The organism is Streptomyces sp. NPDC023527 (assembly GCF_055560115.1).
On the sequence record NZ_JBVHJJ010000007.1, the window covers coordinates 267,645 to 284,257 of the forward strand.

14 protein-coding genes are annotated in these 16,613 nt (G+C 72.9%); 11 read left to right on the top strand and 3 right to left on the bottom strand.

Annotated features, from left to right (window positions below):
- Positions 1–81: 81 nt before the first annotated feature.
- A complete protein-coding gene (locus tag ACZ303_RS16565; protein WP_467339444.1) occupies positions 82–909 on the top strand; it encodes an alpha/beta fold hydrolase in 828 nt (275 codons plus the stop codon).
- A 36-nt stretch (positions 910–945) separates the two neighbouring features.
- Here ACZ303_RS16565 and ACZ303_RS16570 read toward each other — a convergent pair whose 3' ends face one another.
- Positions 946–1,623, bottom strand: coding sequence for a lysophospholipid acyltransferase family protein (locus ACZ303_RS16570; protein ID WP_467339446.1), 678 nt, complete (start codon positions 1,621–1,623; stop codon positions 946–948).
- A 229-nt stretch (positions 1,624–1,852) separates the two neighbouring features.
- Between ACZ303_RS16570 and ACZ303_RS16575 the strand changes: the two genes are divergently transcribed.
- The 3 genes from ACZ303_RS16575 (at position 1,853) to ACZ303_RS16585 (ending at position 4,261) form a co-directional block, all read left to right on the top strand.
- A complete protein-coding gene (locus ACZ303_RS16575) occupies positions 1,853–3,022 on the top strand; it encodes a glycerophosphodiester phosphodiesterase (protein WP_467339448.1) in 1,170 nt (389 codons plus the stop codon).
- Positions 3,023–3,117: 95 nt separating this feature from the next.
- Positions 3,118–3,648 carry a sigma-70 family RNA polymerase sigma factor gene (locus tag ACZ303_RS16580; RefSeq protein ID WP_467339450.1) on the top strand — a complete coding sequence of 177 codons (531 nt, stop codon included), beginning with the start codon at positions 3,118–3,120 and terminating at the stop codon, positions 3,646–3,648.
- 7 nt (positions 3,649–3,655) lie between these two features.
- The gene (locus ACZ303_RS16585; RefSeq protein ID WP_467339452.1) at positions 3,656–4,261 is read left to right on the top strand and encodes a GNAT family N-acetyltransferase; all 606 of its coding nucleotides are present in this window, start codon (positions 3,656–3,658) and stop codon (positions 4,259–4,261) included.
- Here ACZ303_RS16585 and ACZ303_RS16590 read toward each other — a convergent pair.
- Positions 4,258–4,686, bottom strand: coding sequence for a hypothetical protein (locus tag ACZ303_RS16590; protein ID WP_467339454.1), 429 nt, complete (start codon positions 4,684–4,686; stop codon positions 4,258–4,260). The two genes, ACZ303_RS16585 and ACZ303_RS16590, sit on opposite strands and share 4 nt — an antisense overlap.
- A gap of 2 nt (positions 4,687–4,688) precedes the next feature.
- Entirely contained in the window at positions 4,689–5,048 is a 360-nt protein-coding gene (locus ACZ303_RS16595) for a hypothetical protein (RefSeq protein WP_467339456.1), read from the bottom strand.
- Between the two features lie 559 nt (positions 5,049–5,607).
- Here ACZ303_RS16595 and ACZ303_RS16600 point away from each other — a divergent pair.
- The 7 genes from ACZ303_RS16600 to cobA all read left to right on the top strand — a co-directional run bounded on the left by ACZ303_RS16600 (position 5,608) and on the right by cobA (position 16,581).
- Entirely contained in the window at positions 5,608–6,714 is a 1,107-nt protein-coding gene (locus ACZ303_RS16600) for a methionine ABC transporter ATP-binding protein (protein WP_467339458.1), read from the top strand.
- The gene (locus tag ACZ303_RS16605; protein WP_467339460.1) at positions 6,711–7,481 is read left to right on the top strand and encodes a methionine ABC transporter permease; all 771 of its coding nucleotides are present in this window, start codon (positions 6,711–6,713) and stop codon (positions 7,479–7,481) included. Before ACZ303_RS16600 ends, ACZ303_RS16605 begins: the two co-directional genes overlap by 4 nt.
- A 91-nt stretch (positions 7,482–7,572) precedes the next feature.
- Complete coding sequence (locus ACZ303_RS16610; RefSeq protein WP_467339462.1) at positions 7,573–8,445, top strand: MetQ/NlpA family ABC transporter substrate-binding protein; 873 nt, start codon at positions 7,573–7,575, stop codon at positions 8,443–8,445.
- A 181-nt stretch (positions 8,446–8,626) separates the two neighbouring features.
- Positions 8,627–9,268 carry a GNAT family N-acetyltransferase gene (locus ACZ303_RS16615; protein WP_467339464.1) on the top strand — a complete coding sequence of 214 codons (642 nt, stop codon included), beginning with the start codon at positions 8,627–8,629 and terminating at the stop codon, positions 9,266–9,268.
- A 178-nt stretch (positions 9,269–9,446) separates the two neighbouring features.
- The gene (cbiE, locus tag ACZ303_RS16620; RefSeq protein WP_467339466.1) at positions 9,447–10,700 is read left to right on the top strand and encodes a precorrin-6y C5,15-methyltransferase (decarboxylating) subunit CbiE; all 1,254 of its coding nucleotides are present in this window, start codon (positions 9,447–9,449) and stop codon (positions 10,698–10,700) included.
- Between the two features lie 216 nt (positions 10,701–10,916).
- On the top strand, positions 10,917–15,083 hold the full coding sequence (gene cobT / locus ACZ303_RS16625) for a nicotinate-nucleotide--dimethylbenzimidazole phosphoribosyltransferase (RefSeq protein ID WP_467339468.1): 4,167 nt from the start codon (positions 10,917–10,919) through the stop codon (positions 15,081–15,083).
- Between the two features lie 268 nt (positions 15,084–15,351).
- Positions 15,352–16,581 carry a uroporphyrinogen-III C-methyltransferase gene (gene cobA / locus ACZ303_RS16630; protein WP_467339470.1) on the top strand — a complete coding sequence of 410 codons (1,230 nt, stop codon included), beginning with the start codon at positions 15,352–15,354 and terminating at the stop codon, positions 16,579–16,581.
- The last annotated feature ends 32 nt before the right edge of the window (positions 16,582–16,613 follow it).

The window sequence follows — 16,613 nt, forward strand, 5'->3', positions numbered from 1 at the left end:
ACAGGGAACGATCTCGACCACTGGTCGACATTGTCGAACATGGTTCGGACGAGAGTCCGTGCACCTAAGGAATCCCCCACCATGCGTATGCGCAAGACAGTCAGGTTCCTGCTGGCCGCGGCGGCCACCGCGACGCTCGGTCTCACGGGCCTCGCGACCCCCGCCTCCGCCTCCGTCCTCGACATCCCGCCGCGCGGGGCCAACGACTGGTCCTGCAAGCCGGACTCGGCCCACCCGCAGCCCGTCGTGCTGGTCAACGGCACCTTCAAGCTGATGGCCGAGAACTGGGCCAAGCTCTCGCCGAAGCTCAAGGAGGCGGGCTACTGCGTCTTCGCCTTCAACTACGGGCACCTGGAGACCGACCCCATCCCGCAGGCGGCGGCCGAGCTCAGGGACTTCGTCGAGGCCGTGCGGGGCGCGACGGGCGCCGAGAAGGTCGACATCGTCGGCCACAGCCAGGGCGGCATGATGCCGCGCTACTACGTCAAGTTCCTCGGCGGCGCGGACAAGGTCGACGACCTCGTCGGCATCGTCCCCTCCAACCACGGCACCAAGAACCCCCTGGCCATCCCCGCCGGCTGGACCATCTGCCCGTCCTGCGTCGACCAGCAGGTCGGCTCGCCGCTGCTGCGCAAGCTCAACGAGGGCGAGGAGACCCCGGCCGGCCCGGACTACACGGTCATCACCACGCGCTACGACGAGGTCGTCATCCCGTACACCAGCGCGCTGCTGACCGGCCCGGCCGAGCACCTCACCAACATCGTCCTGCAGGACAAGTGCCCGCTCGACCTCTACATGCACGACCAGGCCACCAAGGACCCGGTCGTCGCCCAGTGGGTGCTCGACGCCCTGGCGCACAAGGGCCCGGCCGACCCGGGCTTCCAGCCCCAGTGTGTCGGCCGGGCCTAGTGGTCCCGGATCAGGAGTGCGGTGGACGGGCCGCCGTCAGGCGGCCTTGGACTCCCGCGCCTTGGTGGCGTAGACGTCCACGTACTCCTGGCCCGACAGGCGCATGACCTCGCTCATGACCTCGTCGGTGACGGCGCGCAGCACATAGCGGTCGCGGTCCATGCCCTCGTAGCGGGAGAAGTCCAGCGGCTCGCCGAAGCGCACCGTCACCGGCGCGAGCCGGAGCATGCCCTTGCCGCCCGGCTGGACCTTGTCCATGCCGATCATCCCGAACGGAACCACCGGCGCGCCCGTCATCAGTGCGAGGCGGGCGATGCCGGTCCGGCCGCGGTAGAGGCGGCCGTCGGGGGAGCGGGTGCCCTCGGGGTAGATCCCGAAGACCTTGCCCTCCTCCAGCACCCGGCGGCCCGTCATCAGCGCCGCGACACCGCCGCGGCCGCCGTCGCGGTCCACCGGGATCATGCCGGACGAGGTGAAGAACCACGCCATCAGCCGGCCCTTGATCCCCTTGCCCGTGACGTACTCGTCCTTGCCGATGAAGAACACCTGCCGCTTGACGACCAGCGCGAGGAAGAGCGAGTCGACGAACGTGACATGGCTGCCGGCCAGGATCACCGGCCCGCTCCCGGCGATGTGCTCGGTGCCCTCGACCTTGGGGCGGTACAGGACGCGCATGAGCAATCCGAGGAACGCCTTGAGCAAGATGCGGGACAACGGGCCCTCCGGTCGTGGTGGTCGTGAGGCGCATGCCTGCGCAGGGGCTGACCATACTCGTCGGTACCCGTGGTGCGCACACCGGGTTCATGCACCTGATACGCAGTGTTGACGTGAGTTTGGACCCCGTTTGACCTTCGTCCTCCCACAGGTAAGTCGTACGTGTCTACGATCGGCGCGTCTGACAGGTGCCGGACAGGCACCGGAGCAATACACGCTAGGAGCGTTCATGGAGCACGAGCACCGGCCGGGCAGGCGCACCCTTCTCGGGGCGGCGGCCGCCCTCGGAGCGGGAGCGGCCGTCCTCGGCGGCGGAGCCGGCCCGGCGGCCGCCGCGTCGCGCGGCAACGCACACGGGCACGGGGACTCCGGCTCGTACAAGGACCTGCCGGTCCCGACCGTCATCGGACACCGCGGCGGCTGCGGCTACCGGCCCGAGCACACCCTCGGCTCCTACCAGTTCGCCCTCGACAACGGCGCGGACGTCATCGAGCAGGACGTCGTGCCCACCAAGGACGGCCACCTCGTCTGCCGGCACGAGAACGACATCACCGCCACCACCGATGTCGCCGACCACGCGGAGTTCGCCTCCCGCAAGACGACGAAGACCGTCGACGGCGAGGCCCACACCGGCTGGTTCACCGAGGACTTCACGCTCGCCGAGCTGAGGACGCTGCGCGCCAAGGAGCGCATCCCCGGCACCCGGCAGCACAACACCCTCTACGACGGTCACTGGCAGGTCCCCACCTTCGAAGAGGTCCTGAAGTGGGCCGACGAGCAGGGCCGCAAGCGCGGCCGCCGCGTCTGGCTGCACGTCGAGACCAAGCACCCCACCTACTTCCGCAAGGCGGGACTGGGCCTGGAGGAGCGTCTGGCCAAGCTGCTGCGCCGCTACGGGCGGGCCGGCCGCAACACCCATACGTTCCTGCAGTCCTTCGAGCCCAGCAGCCTCCAGCGGCTGAACAAGCTCGGCGTCGACTGCCCCAAGGTGCTCCTGCTCGACGACCTCACCACCCGCCCCTGGGACTTCACCGAGGCCAAGGACCCGCGCACGGTCGCCGACCTCATCACCCCCAAGGGCCTGAAGTGGGTCTCCGGCTTCGCCCAGGGCATCGGCCCGTGGGTGAACCTGATCATTCCCCGGGACAAGAACGACAGGCTCACCAAGCCGACCACGCTGGTGCGCGACTCCCACGCGGCGGGGCTGATCCTGCACCCGTACACCATGCGCAACGAGAACAGCTTCCTGCCGGCGGACTTCCGCCGCGGCACCGACCCCAACGCCTACGGCGACGCCCTCGGCGCCTTCCAGGTCTACTTCGCCACCGGCATCGACGGGATCTTCTCGGACAACTGCGACACCGCGGCGATAGCCCGCGCCGACTTCGTCAAGAAGTAGCCGCCACGTCAGGGCCGGGCGCGCGTTCTCACTCGGACGAGTGACCGCGCGCCCGGACGGCAACCGGCGGGACGGGCGGCCACGTCCCGCCGGTCATGACACCCAACGATCTTCTTACCGCGCTCCGCCCGCTGCTGGCGGCCGAGTGCGCGGCGGAGGCGCCGGCCGCCGGCGTCGAGGCCGCCGACCTCGAACAGGCCGTGTGGGTGCGGCTGCTGAGCGACCGGGCCACCACCCGCAGCCGCCCCGCCGTCGCCGCCCTGCGGATACGCGCCGCGGTACGGGCCGAGGCCCGCGTGGCGCGCCGCCTGGCCCGGCGCGAGGTGCTCTACGACCCGACCGCCGGCGAGCCGTCCGGCGGCTCCGGCTCCTGTGTCGAACAGGCGGTGCTGGCCGCCGAGGAGGGCCGGGTGCTGCGGGCGGCCGTGCGGCGGCTGCCCGGCCGGTGCCCCCGCCTGCTGAGCGCGCTGCTGTCCCGCAGCGACCCGACGTACCGAGAAATCGCAGGCGAGTTGGGAATGTCACAGGGATCTTTGGGGCCCGTACGTTCCCGTTGCCTTGGTTGCCTGCGCAGAATGCTCACGGCGGAGGTTGCGGCTCCTGGACGTTGGGGAAAGGAGCGGTAGACAACCGGTGCCATGGAGACGACGTGCATCCGCGACGGCTCCTGTCAGGGCGGACCGAACCGAAAAGGGGAGGCGTGCGCACATGGGCATGAGCGTGACCATCTCTGCGGCGACCGAAGACGATGCCGAGCGGATCCTCAAACTGCAGTACCTCTGTTACCAGGGGGAGGCCGAGCTGTACGGCGACTACTCCCTCGCCCCCCTCACCCAGAGCCTCGCCGAACTGCGCACCGAACTGGACGCCGGCCTGGTGCTGGTGGCCCGGCTCGGCGACGAGGTCGTCGGCTCGGCGCGCGGCACCGTCGACGGCGACGGCACGGGCGTGATCTCCGGGCTGATGGTCCACCCGAGGATGCGGCGGCACGGCCTCGGTGGACGCCTGCTGACGGCCATCGAGGAACGGCTCGCGGTCGAACGCTCCGCCAGGCGGTACCGGCTCGCCGCCGGCCACCGCAACGAGGGCAATCTGCGCCTGTACCGCAAATGGGGTTACGAGCGGGTCGCCGCCGAGCAGCTCACCCGCAAGCTCACGCTGGTGACCCTGGAGAAGAGCCCCGCCGAGGCGGCTGCGAACGACGGCGACCCGGAGGCCGCCTTCGCGAGGAGCGCCTAGCGCGCGCCGCCCGGGACCGCTCGGCGCAGCCAGATCATGGCGGTCACCGGCAGGATCACCGGGATGAAGAGATAGCCCATCCCGTAGTCGGACCACACCGTCGCGTCGGGGAAGTCCGACGGCGCGACGAGGGTCCACGTCCCGACGACCAGGACACCGGCCAGCTCGGCGGCGCAGCACACCAGCGCCGGCCTGCGGGCCGCCGGTCCGCCGCGGACCAGGGAGTACGTGATGAAGGCGTACACCACCGCGGCGATCGCCGACAGCACGTAGGCCAGCGGCGCCCGGCCGAAGTCCACGATCATCTGGACGATCGAGCGGGACGCCGCGGCCACGGTGAAGACCCCGTAGAGCCAGACCAGCAGGCGGCCCGGCCCCTCGCCGAGGTTGAACGCGGGCTTGTCGCCCGCCACGGGTCCGGACATGGTCAGCCTCCCCAGATGTCGTACAGCCGCACTTCGAGCACGGCCAGGATCACGCCGCCCGCCGCCACGGTGGCCGAGCCCCAGCGGGTGCGCTCGGCGAGCGACATGAAGCCGGCCGCCGGGACGGCGGCCGCCGAGCCGAGCAGATAGGCCACGAAGATCGCCGTGCCCTGCGCGGGCCTGTCGCCGCCGCCCAGGCGCACCACGCCGATGACGAGCTGGACGAGTGCCAGGACGGACACCACGGCCATGCCGATGAAGTGCCAGTCCTTGGTGGACTGGTCGCGCGAGAAGGCGAAGCCGCACCAGGCGGCCAGCGCGAAGGCGGTCACACCGACCGCGAGCGTCAGCGCGTCGATCACCGTGGCCCCCGCGCGGCGCGGGCGTGCGGATGGGGCTTGACAAGCATGGGACGACTTTAATGGCCCGCCGCCCGCGCCCGGCGCGCGGCCCCGGGCGTGCGCCGGGCGCGTCGTGGCCTTGGCCACAAAGCGCCCTCCGGACGGCCTCCCGACAGGGTGCCCCGCAGGGTCGACGACCCGTGTTCGTACAGGTCACGAGCGGGATGAAGATCATCGACAGAGCAAGGGATGTGTCCACGGACCGGCCATGAACGTCCGCTATTCGGACAGGCTTGGCCGACCCGCACATCCGTCTGTTTTACTTTCCCGCATGACCACGACGAGCACCCGCACTCTTGCGACCGAGGCGATCACGACGCCCGGTGCTGCTCGTCGCATGTGTCGAATGTGTGACTGCTGAGGGCCCCCGTTCCGTGCCTCGCGCCCCGAAGCGAGACCCGTAGAGCCCCGCACCGCGTCCCCGCCGGACGCGGATACGGACGGCTCCGCCCCGCGTCACCAGTACCCCCGACCACCGCGCACCGCGCGCCCCCGGGGCTCACCGATGCCGCGTTCCGCAATGAATGCCCGTGCCGGCACCACCACCGCCGCGCACTCGACAGTGACGGAAACCCCTGTGATCACCACTACGGGCCTGACAAAGGTCTATCGCTCACGCGGCCGCGAGGTCACCGCCCTCGACGGTGTCGACCTCCATGTGCGTGAGGGCGAGGTGTACGGCGTCGTCGGCCAGAGCGGCGCCGGCAAGTCGACCCTCATCCGCTGCGTCAACCTCCTGGAGCGCCCCAGCTCCGGCACGGTCACCGTGGACGGACACGACCTCACCGCCCTCGCCGGCCGCGGCCCCCGCGCCAACAAGGCGCTGCGCGAGGCCCGCAGCCACATCGGCATGGTCTTCCAGCACTTCAACCTGCTCTCCTCGCGCACCGTGCAGGGCAACATCGAACTGCCGCTGGAGATCCTCGGCGTCTCCGGCAAGGAGCGCAGCCGCAAGGCACTCGAACTCCTCGACCTCGTCGGCCTCGCCGACAAGGCCAAGGCCTACCCCGCCCAGCTCTCCGGCGGCCAGAAGCAGCGCGTCGGCATCGCCCGCGCCCTCGCCGGCGACCCCAAGGTGCTGCTCTCCGACGAGTCGACGTCCGCGCTCGACCCGGAGACCACCCGCTCCATCCTCCAGCTGCTGCGCGACCTCAACCAGCAGCTCGGCCTCACCGTCCTCCTCATCACCCACGAGATGGAGGTCGTCAAGACGATCTGCGACTCCGCGGCCCTGATGAAGGGCGGCCGCGTCGTGGAGTCCGGCACCGTCTCCGGCCTGCTCGCCACCCCCGGCTCCGAGCTGGCCGCCGAGCTCTTCCCCGTCGGCGGCGAGCCCTCCGGCGAGGACCGTACGGTCGTGGACGTCACCTTCCACGGCGAGGCCGCGACCCAGCCGGTCATCTCCCAGCTGTCGCGCACGTACAACATCGACATCTCCATCCTGGGCGCCGCGATGGACACCGTCGCCGGCAAGCAGGTCGGCCGCATGCGCATCGAGCTGCCCGGCCGCTTCGAGGAGAACGTCGTCCCGATCGGATTCCTGCGCGAGCAGGGACTCCAGGTCGAGGTGGCACCCGTGCACATCCCGGCACCCGCCGACGAGCTCCTCAAGGAAGGTGCCAAGTGACCTGGTCCGAAATGCAGCCCCTGCTGCGTGACGCCTGTCTGGACACCCTCTTCATGGTGTGGTGGTCCACCGTCTACGCCATCGTGGGCGGCCTGCCGCTGGGCATCCTGCTGGTCCTCACCGACCGCGGCGCCCTGCTCCAGAACGTCGTGGTGAACAAGGTCATCGGCGTGGTCGTCAACCTCGGCCGCTCGCTGCCCTTCATCATCCTCCTGGTCTGGCTGATCCCCTTCAGCCGCATGGTCGTCGGCACCTCCATCGGCCCCAGCGCCGCCGTGGTCGCCCTCGCCATCGGCGCCATCCCCTTCTTCGCCCGCCTCGTCGAGACCGCCGTCCGCGAGGTCGACAACGGACTGGTCGAAGCGGCCCAGTCGATGGGCGGCGGCACCTGGACCGTCGTCCTCAAGGTGCTCCTCCCGCAGGCCCTGCCCTCGCTCATCGCCGGCCTGACCACCACCGTCATCGCCCTCATCGGCTACTCCGCGATGGCCGGCGCGGTCGGCGGCGGCGGCCTCGGCAACCTCGCCATCGCCTACGGCTTCCAGCGCCACGAGACCGGCCTGATGAACATCACCATCCTGCTGCTCATCGTCATCGTGACCGCCGTACAGCTCGCCGGCGACCTGGCCGTACGACGCCTCGCCCGGCACGGCGGCCGGCAGACGGCCGCCGTGGGCATCCGCCGCCTCCTCCCCGCGCCCCGCAAGCCCGCCGACGCCACGGACCCCGCCACCACGGAGGCGGTCGCCCTCACCAAGACCCGCTGAGCCCCGCCCAGGGCAGGCACCCACAACCCCACGAGCCCGGACCCTTTGCCGGGCGGCAACACCTCGTGACATCAAGAAAGAGGCACTCTTCGTGCGTACCACCGTCAAGCTCACCGCCGCCATCGCCGCGGCCGCCGCGCTCACCCTCGGCCTGAGCGCCTGCAGCGCCCCCTCCGACACCTCCTCCGGCGGCTCGGAGAAGAAGGGCAAGGACGCCGACCCGTCGGCAACCCTCACCGTCGCCGCCAGCCCCACCCCGCACGGCGACATCCTCAACTACGTCCGCGACAACCTCGCGAAGAAGGCCGGCCTCAACCTCAAGGTGCGCGAGTTCCAGGACTACGTCCTGCCCAACACCGCCACCCAGAACGGCGAGGTCGACGCCAACTTCTTCCAGCACAAGCCCTACCTCGACGACTTCAACAAGAAGAACAAGACCGACATCGTGCCGGTCGTCAACGTCGAGATCGAGCCGCTCGGCCTCTACACCAAGAAGGACAAGAAGCTCACCGACCTCGCGGACGGCTCCACCATCGCCGTGCCCAACGACGCCACCAACGAGGGCCGCGCGCTGAAGCTGCTCGCCGACAACGGCGTCATCAAGCTGAAGGACGGCGTCGGCGCCGAAGCAAAGCTCGCGGACGTCGAGGACAAGAAGGGCGTCAAGTTCACCGAGCTGGCGGCGGACCAGATCCCCTCCCGCCTCGCCGACGTCGACGCCGCCGTCATCAACGGCAACTTCGCCATCGGCGCCAAGCTCAACCCGGCCAAGGACTCCATCGCCCTGGAGAAGGCCGAGGGCAACCCCTATGCCAACTTCCTCGCCGTGAAGAAGGGCAACGAGGCCGACCCGCGCATCGCCAAGCTCGCCAAGCTCCTGAACTCCGACGAGGTCAAGAAGTTCATCGAGGAGAAGTACAGCAACGGCGCGGTCCTCCCCGCGTTCGGTGCCGTCAAGAGCTGACCCTCCGACAGCCCCCGTAGCCCGTACGGCCGCAGGCCCCCGCACCCATCGGTGTGCGCGGGCCTGCGGCCGTACGGGGACGCGCTTGGCGCACCCACGCATCGATGCTGCATGCTGGTGCACTCAAAGCCCGGACCGCACCCGTCCCGAGCCCACACCCTCCCCGGCGTTGGAGCAGCGCATGACATCCACCTTCCCGGACATCTCCATCAGTACGGACCGACTGGTGCTGCGCCCGTTCGACGGGGAGGACGTCCCCGCGCTCGTGGAGATGATGAGCGACGAACTCGTCACCGCCTGGACCGCCACGCCCCACCCCTACACCACCGCCCACGCCCGCGACTGGGCCCTGCGCCAGGCACCCGCCGAGCGCACCCGAGGTCGCGGAATCGTCTTTGCGGTCACCGAGTTCCTCACCCACCGCCTCGTCGGCTGCGTGCGCCTGCACCACACCGACTGGCGCACCCTCTCCGCCGAGATCGGCTACGTCGTCGCCCCCTGGGCCCGCGGCGAGGGCTACGCCTGCGAATCCGTCATGGCCGTCGCCGAGTGGCTCTTCCGCGACCAGCGCTTCGAGCGCCTCGAACTGCGCACCCCCGCCGACAACACCGCCTCCCAGCAGGTCGCCCAGAAGGTCGGCTGCATCAGCGAAGGGGTGCTGCGGAACGCCTGGATAGCACGCAGCCGCACCGAGGACGGCGGCTGGACGGAGATCCGCACCGACCTCATCGTCTGGAGCCTGCTGCCCGAGGACCTCGACGAGGTACGCGAACAGCACGCCGGCGGAACCGGCTACGCCGGGGCCTTCCCCGACTGGCGCTGACCCGCGCCGCACCACCGATCCGATCCGGTCCGTCCCGAACCGGTCCGGTACGGACCAACCGGGGTACTCTCACGGTGCCCTCACCAGCCACCGCTGGACGGCACCCCCAGCCACCACGGGCCACTCACCCAGCCACTGCTGGGCGGCGACCCGGCGACAAGCCAGGAGAATGACGACGATGGCCGACCGGGTCACGGTGATCGGGTGGGACGGCTCACCGCTGACGGACGCGGCCCGCTCCGCCCTCGCGGCCGCCACCCTCGTGGCCGGCGCCGCGCACCACCTGGCACTGCCCGAGATCCCGGCCGCCGCCGAGCGCGTCCGGCTCGGCAGCCTCGACCTCGCCGCCCGCCGCATCGCCGGGCACCGCGGCTCCGCCGTGGTCCTCGCCGACGGCGACCCCGGCTTCTTCGGCGTCGTACGCACCCTCCGCGCACCCCAGCACGGCCTGGAGGTCGAGGTGGTGCCCGCGGTCTCCTCCGTCGCCGCCGCGTTCGCCCGCGCGGGCATGCCCTGGGACGACGCCCAGGTCGTCGTCGCCCACAGCCGCGACCTGCGGCGCGCGGTCAACGTCTGCCGCGCCCACACCAAGGTCGCCGTCCTCACCTCGCCCGGCGCCGGCCCCGCCGAACTCGCCCTCCTCCTCGGGCCCGTCCACCGCACCTTCGTCATCTGCGAGGAACTGGGCACCGACCGCGAACAGGTCACCGTCCTCACCTCCGACAAGGTCGCCGACCACGCCTGGCGCGACCCCAACGTCGTCATCGTCATCGGCGGCGCCGGCCCCGGCGCCGGACAGCCCACCGCCGAGGGCTGGGGGGCCGCGCGCTCCCGGACCGGCGGCGGCTGGCTCGCCGGCCGCGACCCCAACTACCCGCCGGCCGTCCGCGGCTGGGCGCTGCCCGCCGACGCCTACGGCACCGACCTCGGCGAGGGCGAGTCCACCGAGCTGCGGGCCGCCCAACTCGCCCGCCTCGGCCCCCGCGTCGGCGACCTCGTCTGGGACATCGGCTCCGGCAGCGGCGCCGCCTCCGTCGAGGCCGCCCGCTTCGGCGCCGCCGTCATCGCCGTCGACCGCGACGCCGACGCCTGCGGCCGCACCACCGCCGCCGCCCGCCGCTACGGCGTACAGCTCCAGGTCGTCCACGGCACCGCGCCCCACGTCCTGGAGGACCTCCCCGAGCCCGACGTCGTCCGCGTCGGGGGCGGCGGTGCCCCCGTCGTCGCCGCCTGCGCCGCCCGCCGGCCCGAGCGGATCGTCGCCCACGCCGCGACCCGCGACGAGGCCGAGGCCATCGGCGGCGCCCTCGCCGAGGGCGGCTACGCCGTCGAGTGCGCCCTGCTCCAGGCAGTGGAGCTGGACACCGCCGCCTGGACGGAGCGCGAACGCTCGGTCACCTTCCTGCTGAGCGGCCGCCGCACCCACCTGTGACCTTGGTCCGCCGGGCGGAGGGTAGGCTGGCGGATCGTTGTACCGCCCCCCGGTGTCCGACAACACAGTCGTCAATGTCCCGAACGCACCCTCCTTTTGGTGGGAGCACGGCAAGGTAGGGGCGGGCGACATGCAACGTGCCGCGAGGCATGGACGCTCGTTCTTGACTATGGGCGTGAGCGTGGAAGGAGCACTACCGATGGGCGAGGGGTACGCATGACCGACACCGGCCAGTTCCCGGGCGAGGGACAGCCGGAGAACGCAGGCGCGCTGCCCGGCCACCCGTTCCCCACGGAAGCCGCAGCCCCTGCCGACACCGGAGCCCCCACCGCCTACACCTTCCACGACCACGCGGACGGTGCCGAGGCGGACGCCGCGGAAGAGGACGACCTCCTGCTGATGCCGGGCGCCCAGGGCGCCTGGATGGAGCAGCCGGCCGCCCAGGGCGGTACGCACGAGACCGGCGGCCGCGACACGGGCTCGGTCGACTACGGCGACGTCCGCACGCCCCCGCCCGCCGCCCCCGCGCCCCAGCGCCGCCCGCTGCACATGGGCCCGCCCGTGCCCGACCCCACCGGCGGAGTCGTACGCTCCCTCGCCGACCGCGGCCCGGCCCCGGCCCACCGGGCCGACCCGCCCACGTTGTCCGGGCAGGGCCCCGAATACCTCGACGTCACCCACGACGCCACGGCGCCCCGCCTCGGCGAGGTGCCCCAGCAGCAGCCGGGCACCTGGGACGCGCAGCCGCAGCAGGCCCCGACCCCGCCCACCGCGTACGTACCGCCGCAGGCAGTGGCCGCCGACCGCCCTGGTCAGCCGACCGGCGCGGCCCCGTCGATAGTCGCCGACGCCCCCGCGCAGCACGCCGCCGAACCCGCCGCGAGCGTCGACATGCCGGTTGAGACGACGTCAGCACCCACCCCGGCCCCGGCCGCGCCCGTCGCTGAGACGACGTCAGCGCCCGTCGCCGAGAACGTGCCGCCCGCCGACGCCGCCGCGGCGGCCGTGGCCCAGGCCCTGGCACACGCCACGGGCCGGCAGGAGCCGCAGCCGGCGCCCGCCGCCGAGCCGGTCGCGCAGGCCGCACCGGAGCCGCAGCCGGCGCCGGTCGCGGAGGCCGTCCAGCAGGTGCCGGTCCCCGAGGCCGTCGCCCCGGTGGCCGCCGCCGAAGAGGCTGTCGCGGTTGCGGAGCAGGCGGAAGCGCAGGTCGTTTCAGGCATGCCGGCCGCCGCCGAGGCCGTGCAGCCGGTCGCGGCTGTCGAGGAGCCGGTCCAGGACCAGCAGATGGTGACGGCCGCGCCGGTCGCGGAGGCCGTGGCGGTGCAGCAGGCTGCCCCCGTCGAGAGCGCGGCCGAGCCGGAAGCCGCGCTTCAGCAGGCCCCGGCCGCCGAGGCCGTGACCGCTGCCGTTGCCGAGGCTGTTCAGCCGGGTGTGATCGCTGAAGGCGTCGCGGTGGCGGCAGCGGACCCGGGCCAGGAGGCCCAGGCCGAGCCCTCCACCGCTGATGCCGTTCAGCCGAATGTGATGACTGAGGGTGCTGTTGTGGCGGATGTGAGTGCAGGTCAGCAGGTCGCGGCCGATATGCCGGTCGCGGAGGCTGTCCAGCCGGTTGCCGCCGTCGCGGATGCCGCCCAGGCGCAGATGCCGCCGGTGGAAGCACCGGTAGCCCAGGTCGCCCAGCCGGTCGCGGTCGCCGAGGGTGTGGCCGTGGCGGATGCCCAGCACGCTCCGGCCGCTGTGCCGATGACCGGGACCGCACAGCCGGCCCCGGCCGTTGTGGCGGACGCCGCCCAGGAGCAGCAGGTGGCCGCCGCGCCGGCCGCCGAGGCCGTCCAGCAGGGTGTCGCGGCCGCCGTTCAGGGTGAGCCGGTCGCGGCCGCCCAGCCGACCCCGCCCGCCGAGCCCGTTCAGCAGGACGTCCCGGTCGCCGCCGCCGTTCAGGACCAGCCGGTCGCGCCGTCCGCTGCCGAGGTCGCGCAGCCGGAGCAGCCGACCGCCGCCGCGGTACAGGACCCCGAGGACACGGCCCCGGCGGCAGAGGGCACCGCCGTGCCGACTGTCGACGCCGTCCGGGCGGAGCAGGCATCGATCCCCGAGCAGCAGACTCCCGCACCGGCGGAGGCCCTTGCCGTCCAGCAGGCTCCGGTACCGGCGGCCGAGGCTCCCGTGCCGGCCGCGTCCGAGCCCGTGCCGGCCGCCTCCGATGACCAGCCGGCCATCGAGCAGACGCCCGTCGCGGAGGCCGCTCAGCAGCCCGAGCCGACGGCCGAGCCCGTGAACGCCGAGGCCGAGCAGGCTCCCGCGCCCGCCGCCGAACCGCAGCCGGCCGCCCCGCAGGAGCCCCAGGCCGAGGCCGCACAGCCCGTCACCGAGGATGCCGAGCCCGTACCGGCCGTACACCTCCCCGCGCCCCAGCCGGAACCGGAGCCCACCGCCGCCGAGCCGACCGCCCCGCAGCCGGCGACCGTCCCCGCGCCGCCTGTCGCCGCGCCCGCCGAGGCGGAGGCGCGGCCGGAGCCCGTGGCGGACGAGACCTCCGTGGCGGACGAGACCCCTGTAGCGGACGAGACCCCTGTAGCGGACGGGAATCCCGCAGTGGACGACAAGGCAGCCGAGGCCGTGGCCGAACTCCCCACCGAGCCGGTCGGACCCGCCGCCGTCGGGTACGCCGACGCCGAGCGCGACGCCGTGCACCGCGTGATGCGCGAGCGCCGCGACATCCGCAAGGGCTTCCGCCGGGACCCCATCCCGCACGAGGTCCTGCTGCGCGTCCTCGAAGCCGCGCACACCGCGCCCAGCGTCGGCCACTCCCAGCCGTGGGACTTCGTGGTCATCCGCTCCGAGGACACCCGCCGGACGATGCACGAGCTGGCCGCCCGCCAGCGCGACGCGTACGCCAAGTCCCTCCCCAAGGCGCGGGCCAAGCAGTTCAAGGAACTGAAGATCGAGGCCATCCTCGACACGCCCGTCAACATCGTCGTCACCGCCGACCCCACCCGCGGCGGCCGCCACACCCTCGGCCGGCACACCCAGCCGCAGATGGCCCCGTACTCCTCCGCGCTCGCCGTCGAGAACCTCTGGCTCGCCGCGCGCGCCGAGGGCCTCGGCGTCGGCTGGGTGAGCTTCTTCGACGAGCGCGAGATGGTCCGCGAGCTCGGCCTGCCCGAGCACCTGGAGGTCGTCGCCTACCTCTGCGTCGGCTACGTCGACGAGTTCCCGGAAGAGCCCGAGCTGATGCAGGCCGGCTGGGCCAAGCGCCGCCCCCTGTCGTGGGTCGTCCACGAGGAGACGTACGGGCGCCGGGCCCTGCCCGGTGAGGACCCGCACGACCTCCTCTCGGAGACCCTGCGCGGCATCCGCCCGCTCGACGCCAAGGCGCTCGGCGAGGCGTGGGAGCGCCAGAAGCGCATGACCAAGCCGTCCGGCGCGCTCGGCATGCTGGAGATCATCTCGGCGCAGCTGTGCGGTCTGTCGCGCAAGTGCCCGCCGCCGATCCCCGAGCCCGCCGCCGTCGCGATCTTCGCGGGTGACCACGGGGTGCACGCCCAGGGCGTCACGGCGTGGCCCCAGGAGGTCACCTCCCAGATGGTCGCCAACTTCCTGGGCGGCGGCGCGGTGTGCAACGCCTTCGCCAACCAGGTCGGCGCCGAGGTCTGCGTCGTCGACGTCGGTGTGGCGGGCGACCTGCCCAGCACCCCCGGCCTGCTGCCGCGCAAGATCCGCCCCGGTACGAGCGACTTCACCGCCGGCCCCGCGATGACCCGCGAAGAGGCGCTGCACGCCGTCGAGGTGGGCATCGAGACGGCCCGTGACCTGGTCGCCGCCGGCAACAAGGCGCTGCTGACGGGCGAGATGGGCATCGCCAACACCACCGTGTCGGCCGCCCTCATCTCCGTCTACACCGACGCCGACCCGGCCGAGATCACCGGCCGCGGCACCGGCATCAACGACGAGATGCACGCCCGCAAGATCGATGTCGTACGCCGCGCCCTGGAACTGCACCAGCCGGACCCCAAGGACCCGATCGGCGTCCTCGCGGCCGTCGGCGGCCTGGAGCACGCCGCGCTCGTCGGCCTGATCCTGGGCGGCGCGTCGCTGCGCACGCCGGTGATCCTCGACGGCGTCAGCGCGGGCGCCGCGGCGCTCGTGGCGCGCGCCATCGCCCCCGAGGCGCTGGCCGCGTGCATCGCGGGCCACCGCAGCGCGGAGCCCGGCCATGTCGCGGCCCTCACCAAGCTGGGGCTGCGTCCGCTGGTCGACCTCGACCTGCGCCTGGGCGAGGGCACGGGCGCGCTGCTGGCCCTGCCGGTCGTGCAGAGCGCGGCCCGCGCGATGCACGAGGTGGCGACGTTCGACACCGCGGGCGTCACGGAGAAGGGCTGACACCCTCGGAATACGCCTGACGGGTGGGTGCGGCGCCGCGGCGCCGCACCCACCCCACGGAGACTCCCGGGCCCCCGGGAGGGGCATGACGCGTGATTTGCGGTGGCTTGGGGGGCTCGCTCGACGGGAAACCGCACCCGCCGTGCATCAGGCGGCCCCGGAACGGCCCGTACCGCCCCGCCCCCGAGCCCCCGACGCACCGTAGGGTGTCCCCACCAGCGCATTCGCCGCCACCAGCGCATTCGCCCACGAGGAGACCCGCACCCCCATGGCCGAGTACAACGAAGCCGCCGCCTACCCCGTCGGACTGCGCCTCGCCGGACGCCGCGTCGTCGTGCTCGGCGCCGGCCAGGTCGCCCAGCGCCGGCTGCCCGCGCTGCTGGCCGCCGGTGCGGACGTGCTGCTCATCTCCCCGTCCGCCACCCCTTCCGTGGAGGCCATGGCCGAGGCAGGCGAGCTGCGCTGGGAGCGGCGCGGCTACCGCGAGGGCGACCTCGACGGCGCCTGGTACGCCCTGATCTCCACCGACGACCCGGACGCCAACCGCACCGCCTCCGCCGAGGCCGAGGCCCGCCGCGTCTGGGCCGTACGCAGCGACGACGCCTCCGCCGCCTCCGCCTGGACGCCGGCCACCGGCCGCAGCGAGGGCGTCACCGTCGCCGTGCTCACCGGTCAGGACCCGCGCCGCTCCGCCGCCGTCCGCGACGCCATCGTCGAGGGCCTGCGCGAGGGCAGCCTGGCCGCCCCGCACTACCGCGCCCGCGCCAAGGGCGTCTCGCTCGTCGGCGGCGGCCCCGGCGACCCGGACCTGATCACCGTGCGCGGCCGCCGCCTCCTCGCCGAGGCGGACGTGGTCATCGCCGACCGCCTCGGTCCCCGCGACCTCCTCGACGAACTCCCGCCCCACGTCGAGGTCATCGACGCGGCGAAGATCCCGTACGGCCGGTTCATGGCCCAGGAGGCCATCAACAACGCGCTCGTCGAGCACGCCAAGGCCGGCAAGGCCGTCGTCCGGCTCAAGGGTGGCGACCCGTTCGTCTTCGGCCGCGGCATGGAAGAGGTCCAGGCGCTCGCCGAGCACGGCATCCCCTGCACCGTCGTCCCCGGCGTCTCCAGCACCATCAGCGTGCCCGGCGCCGCCGGGATCCCGGTCACCCACCGGGGCGTGGCGCACGAGTTCACGGTCGTCAGCGGCCATGTCGGCCCCGACGACCCGCGGTCGCTGGTCGACTGGGAGGCCGTCGCCAGGCTCCGCGGCACGCTCGTCCTGCTGATGTCCGTGGAGAACATCGGCGCCATCGCCGCCACGCTCGTACGCCACGGCCGCTCGGCGGGCACCCCCGTGGCGGTGGTGCAGGAAGGCACGACCGCCGCCCAGCGCCGCGTCGACGCGACCCTCGCCACGGTGGGGGAGCGGGTCGTGGCCGAGGGCATACGGCCTCCCGCCGTCATCGTGATCGGCGAGGTCGTCTCGGTGGGCCCGGCCGGGGACCGGTGAGGCGCCCCACCGCCTAGCGGCGGCCGTCCCGC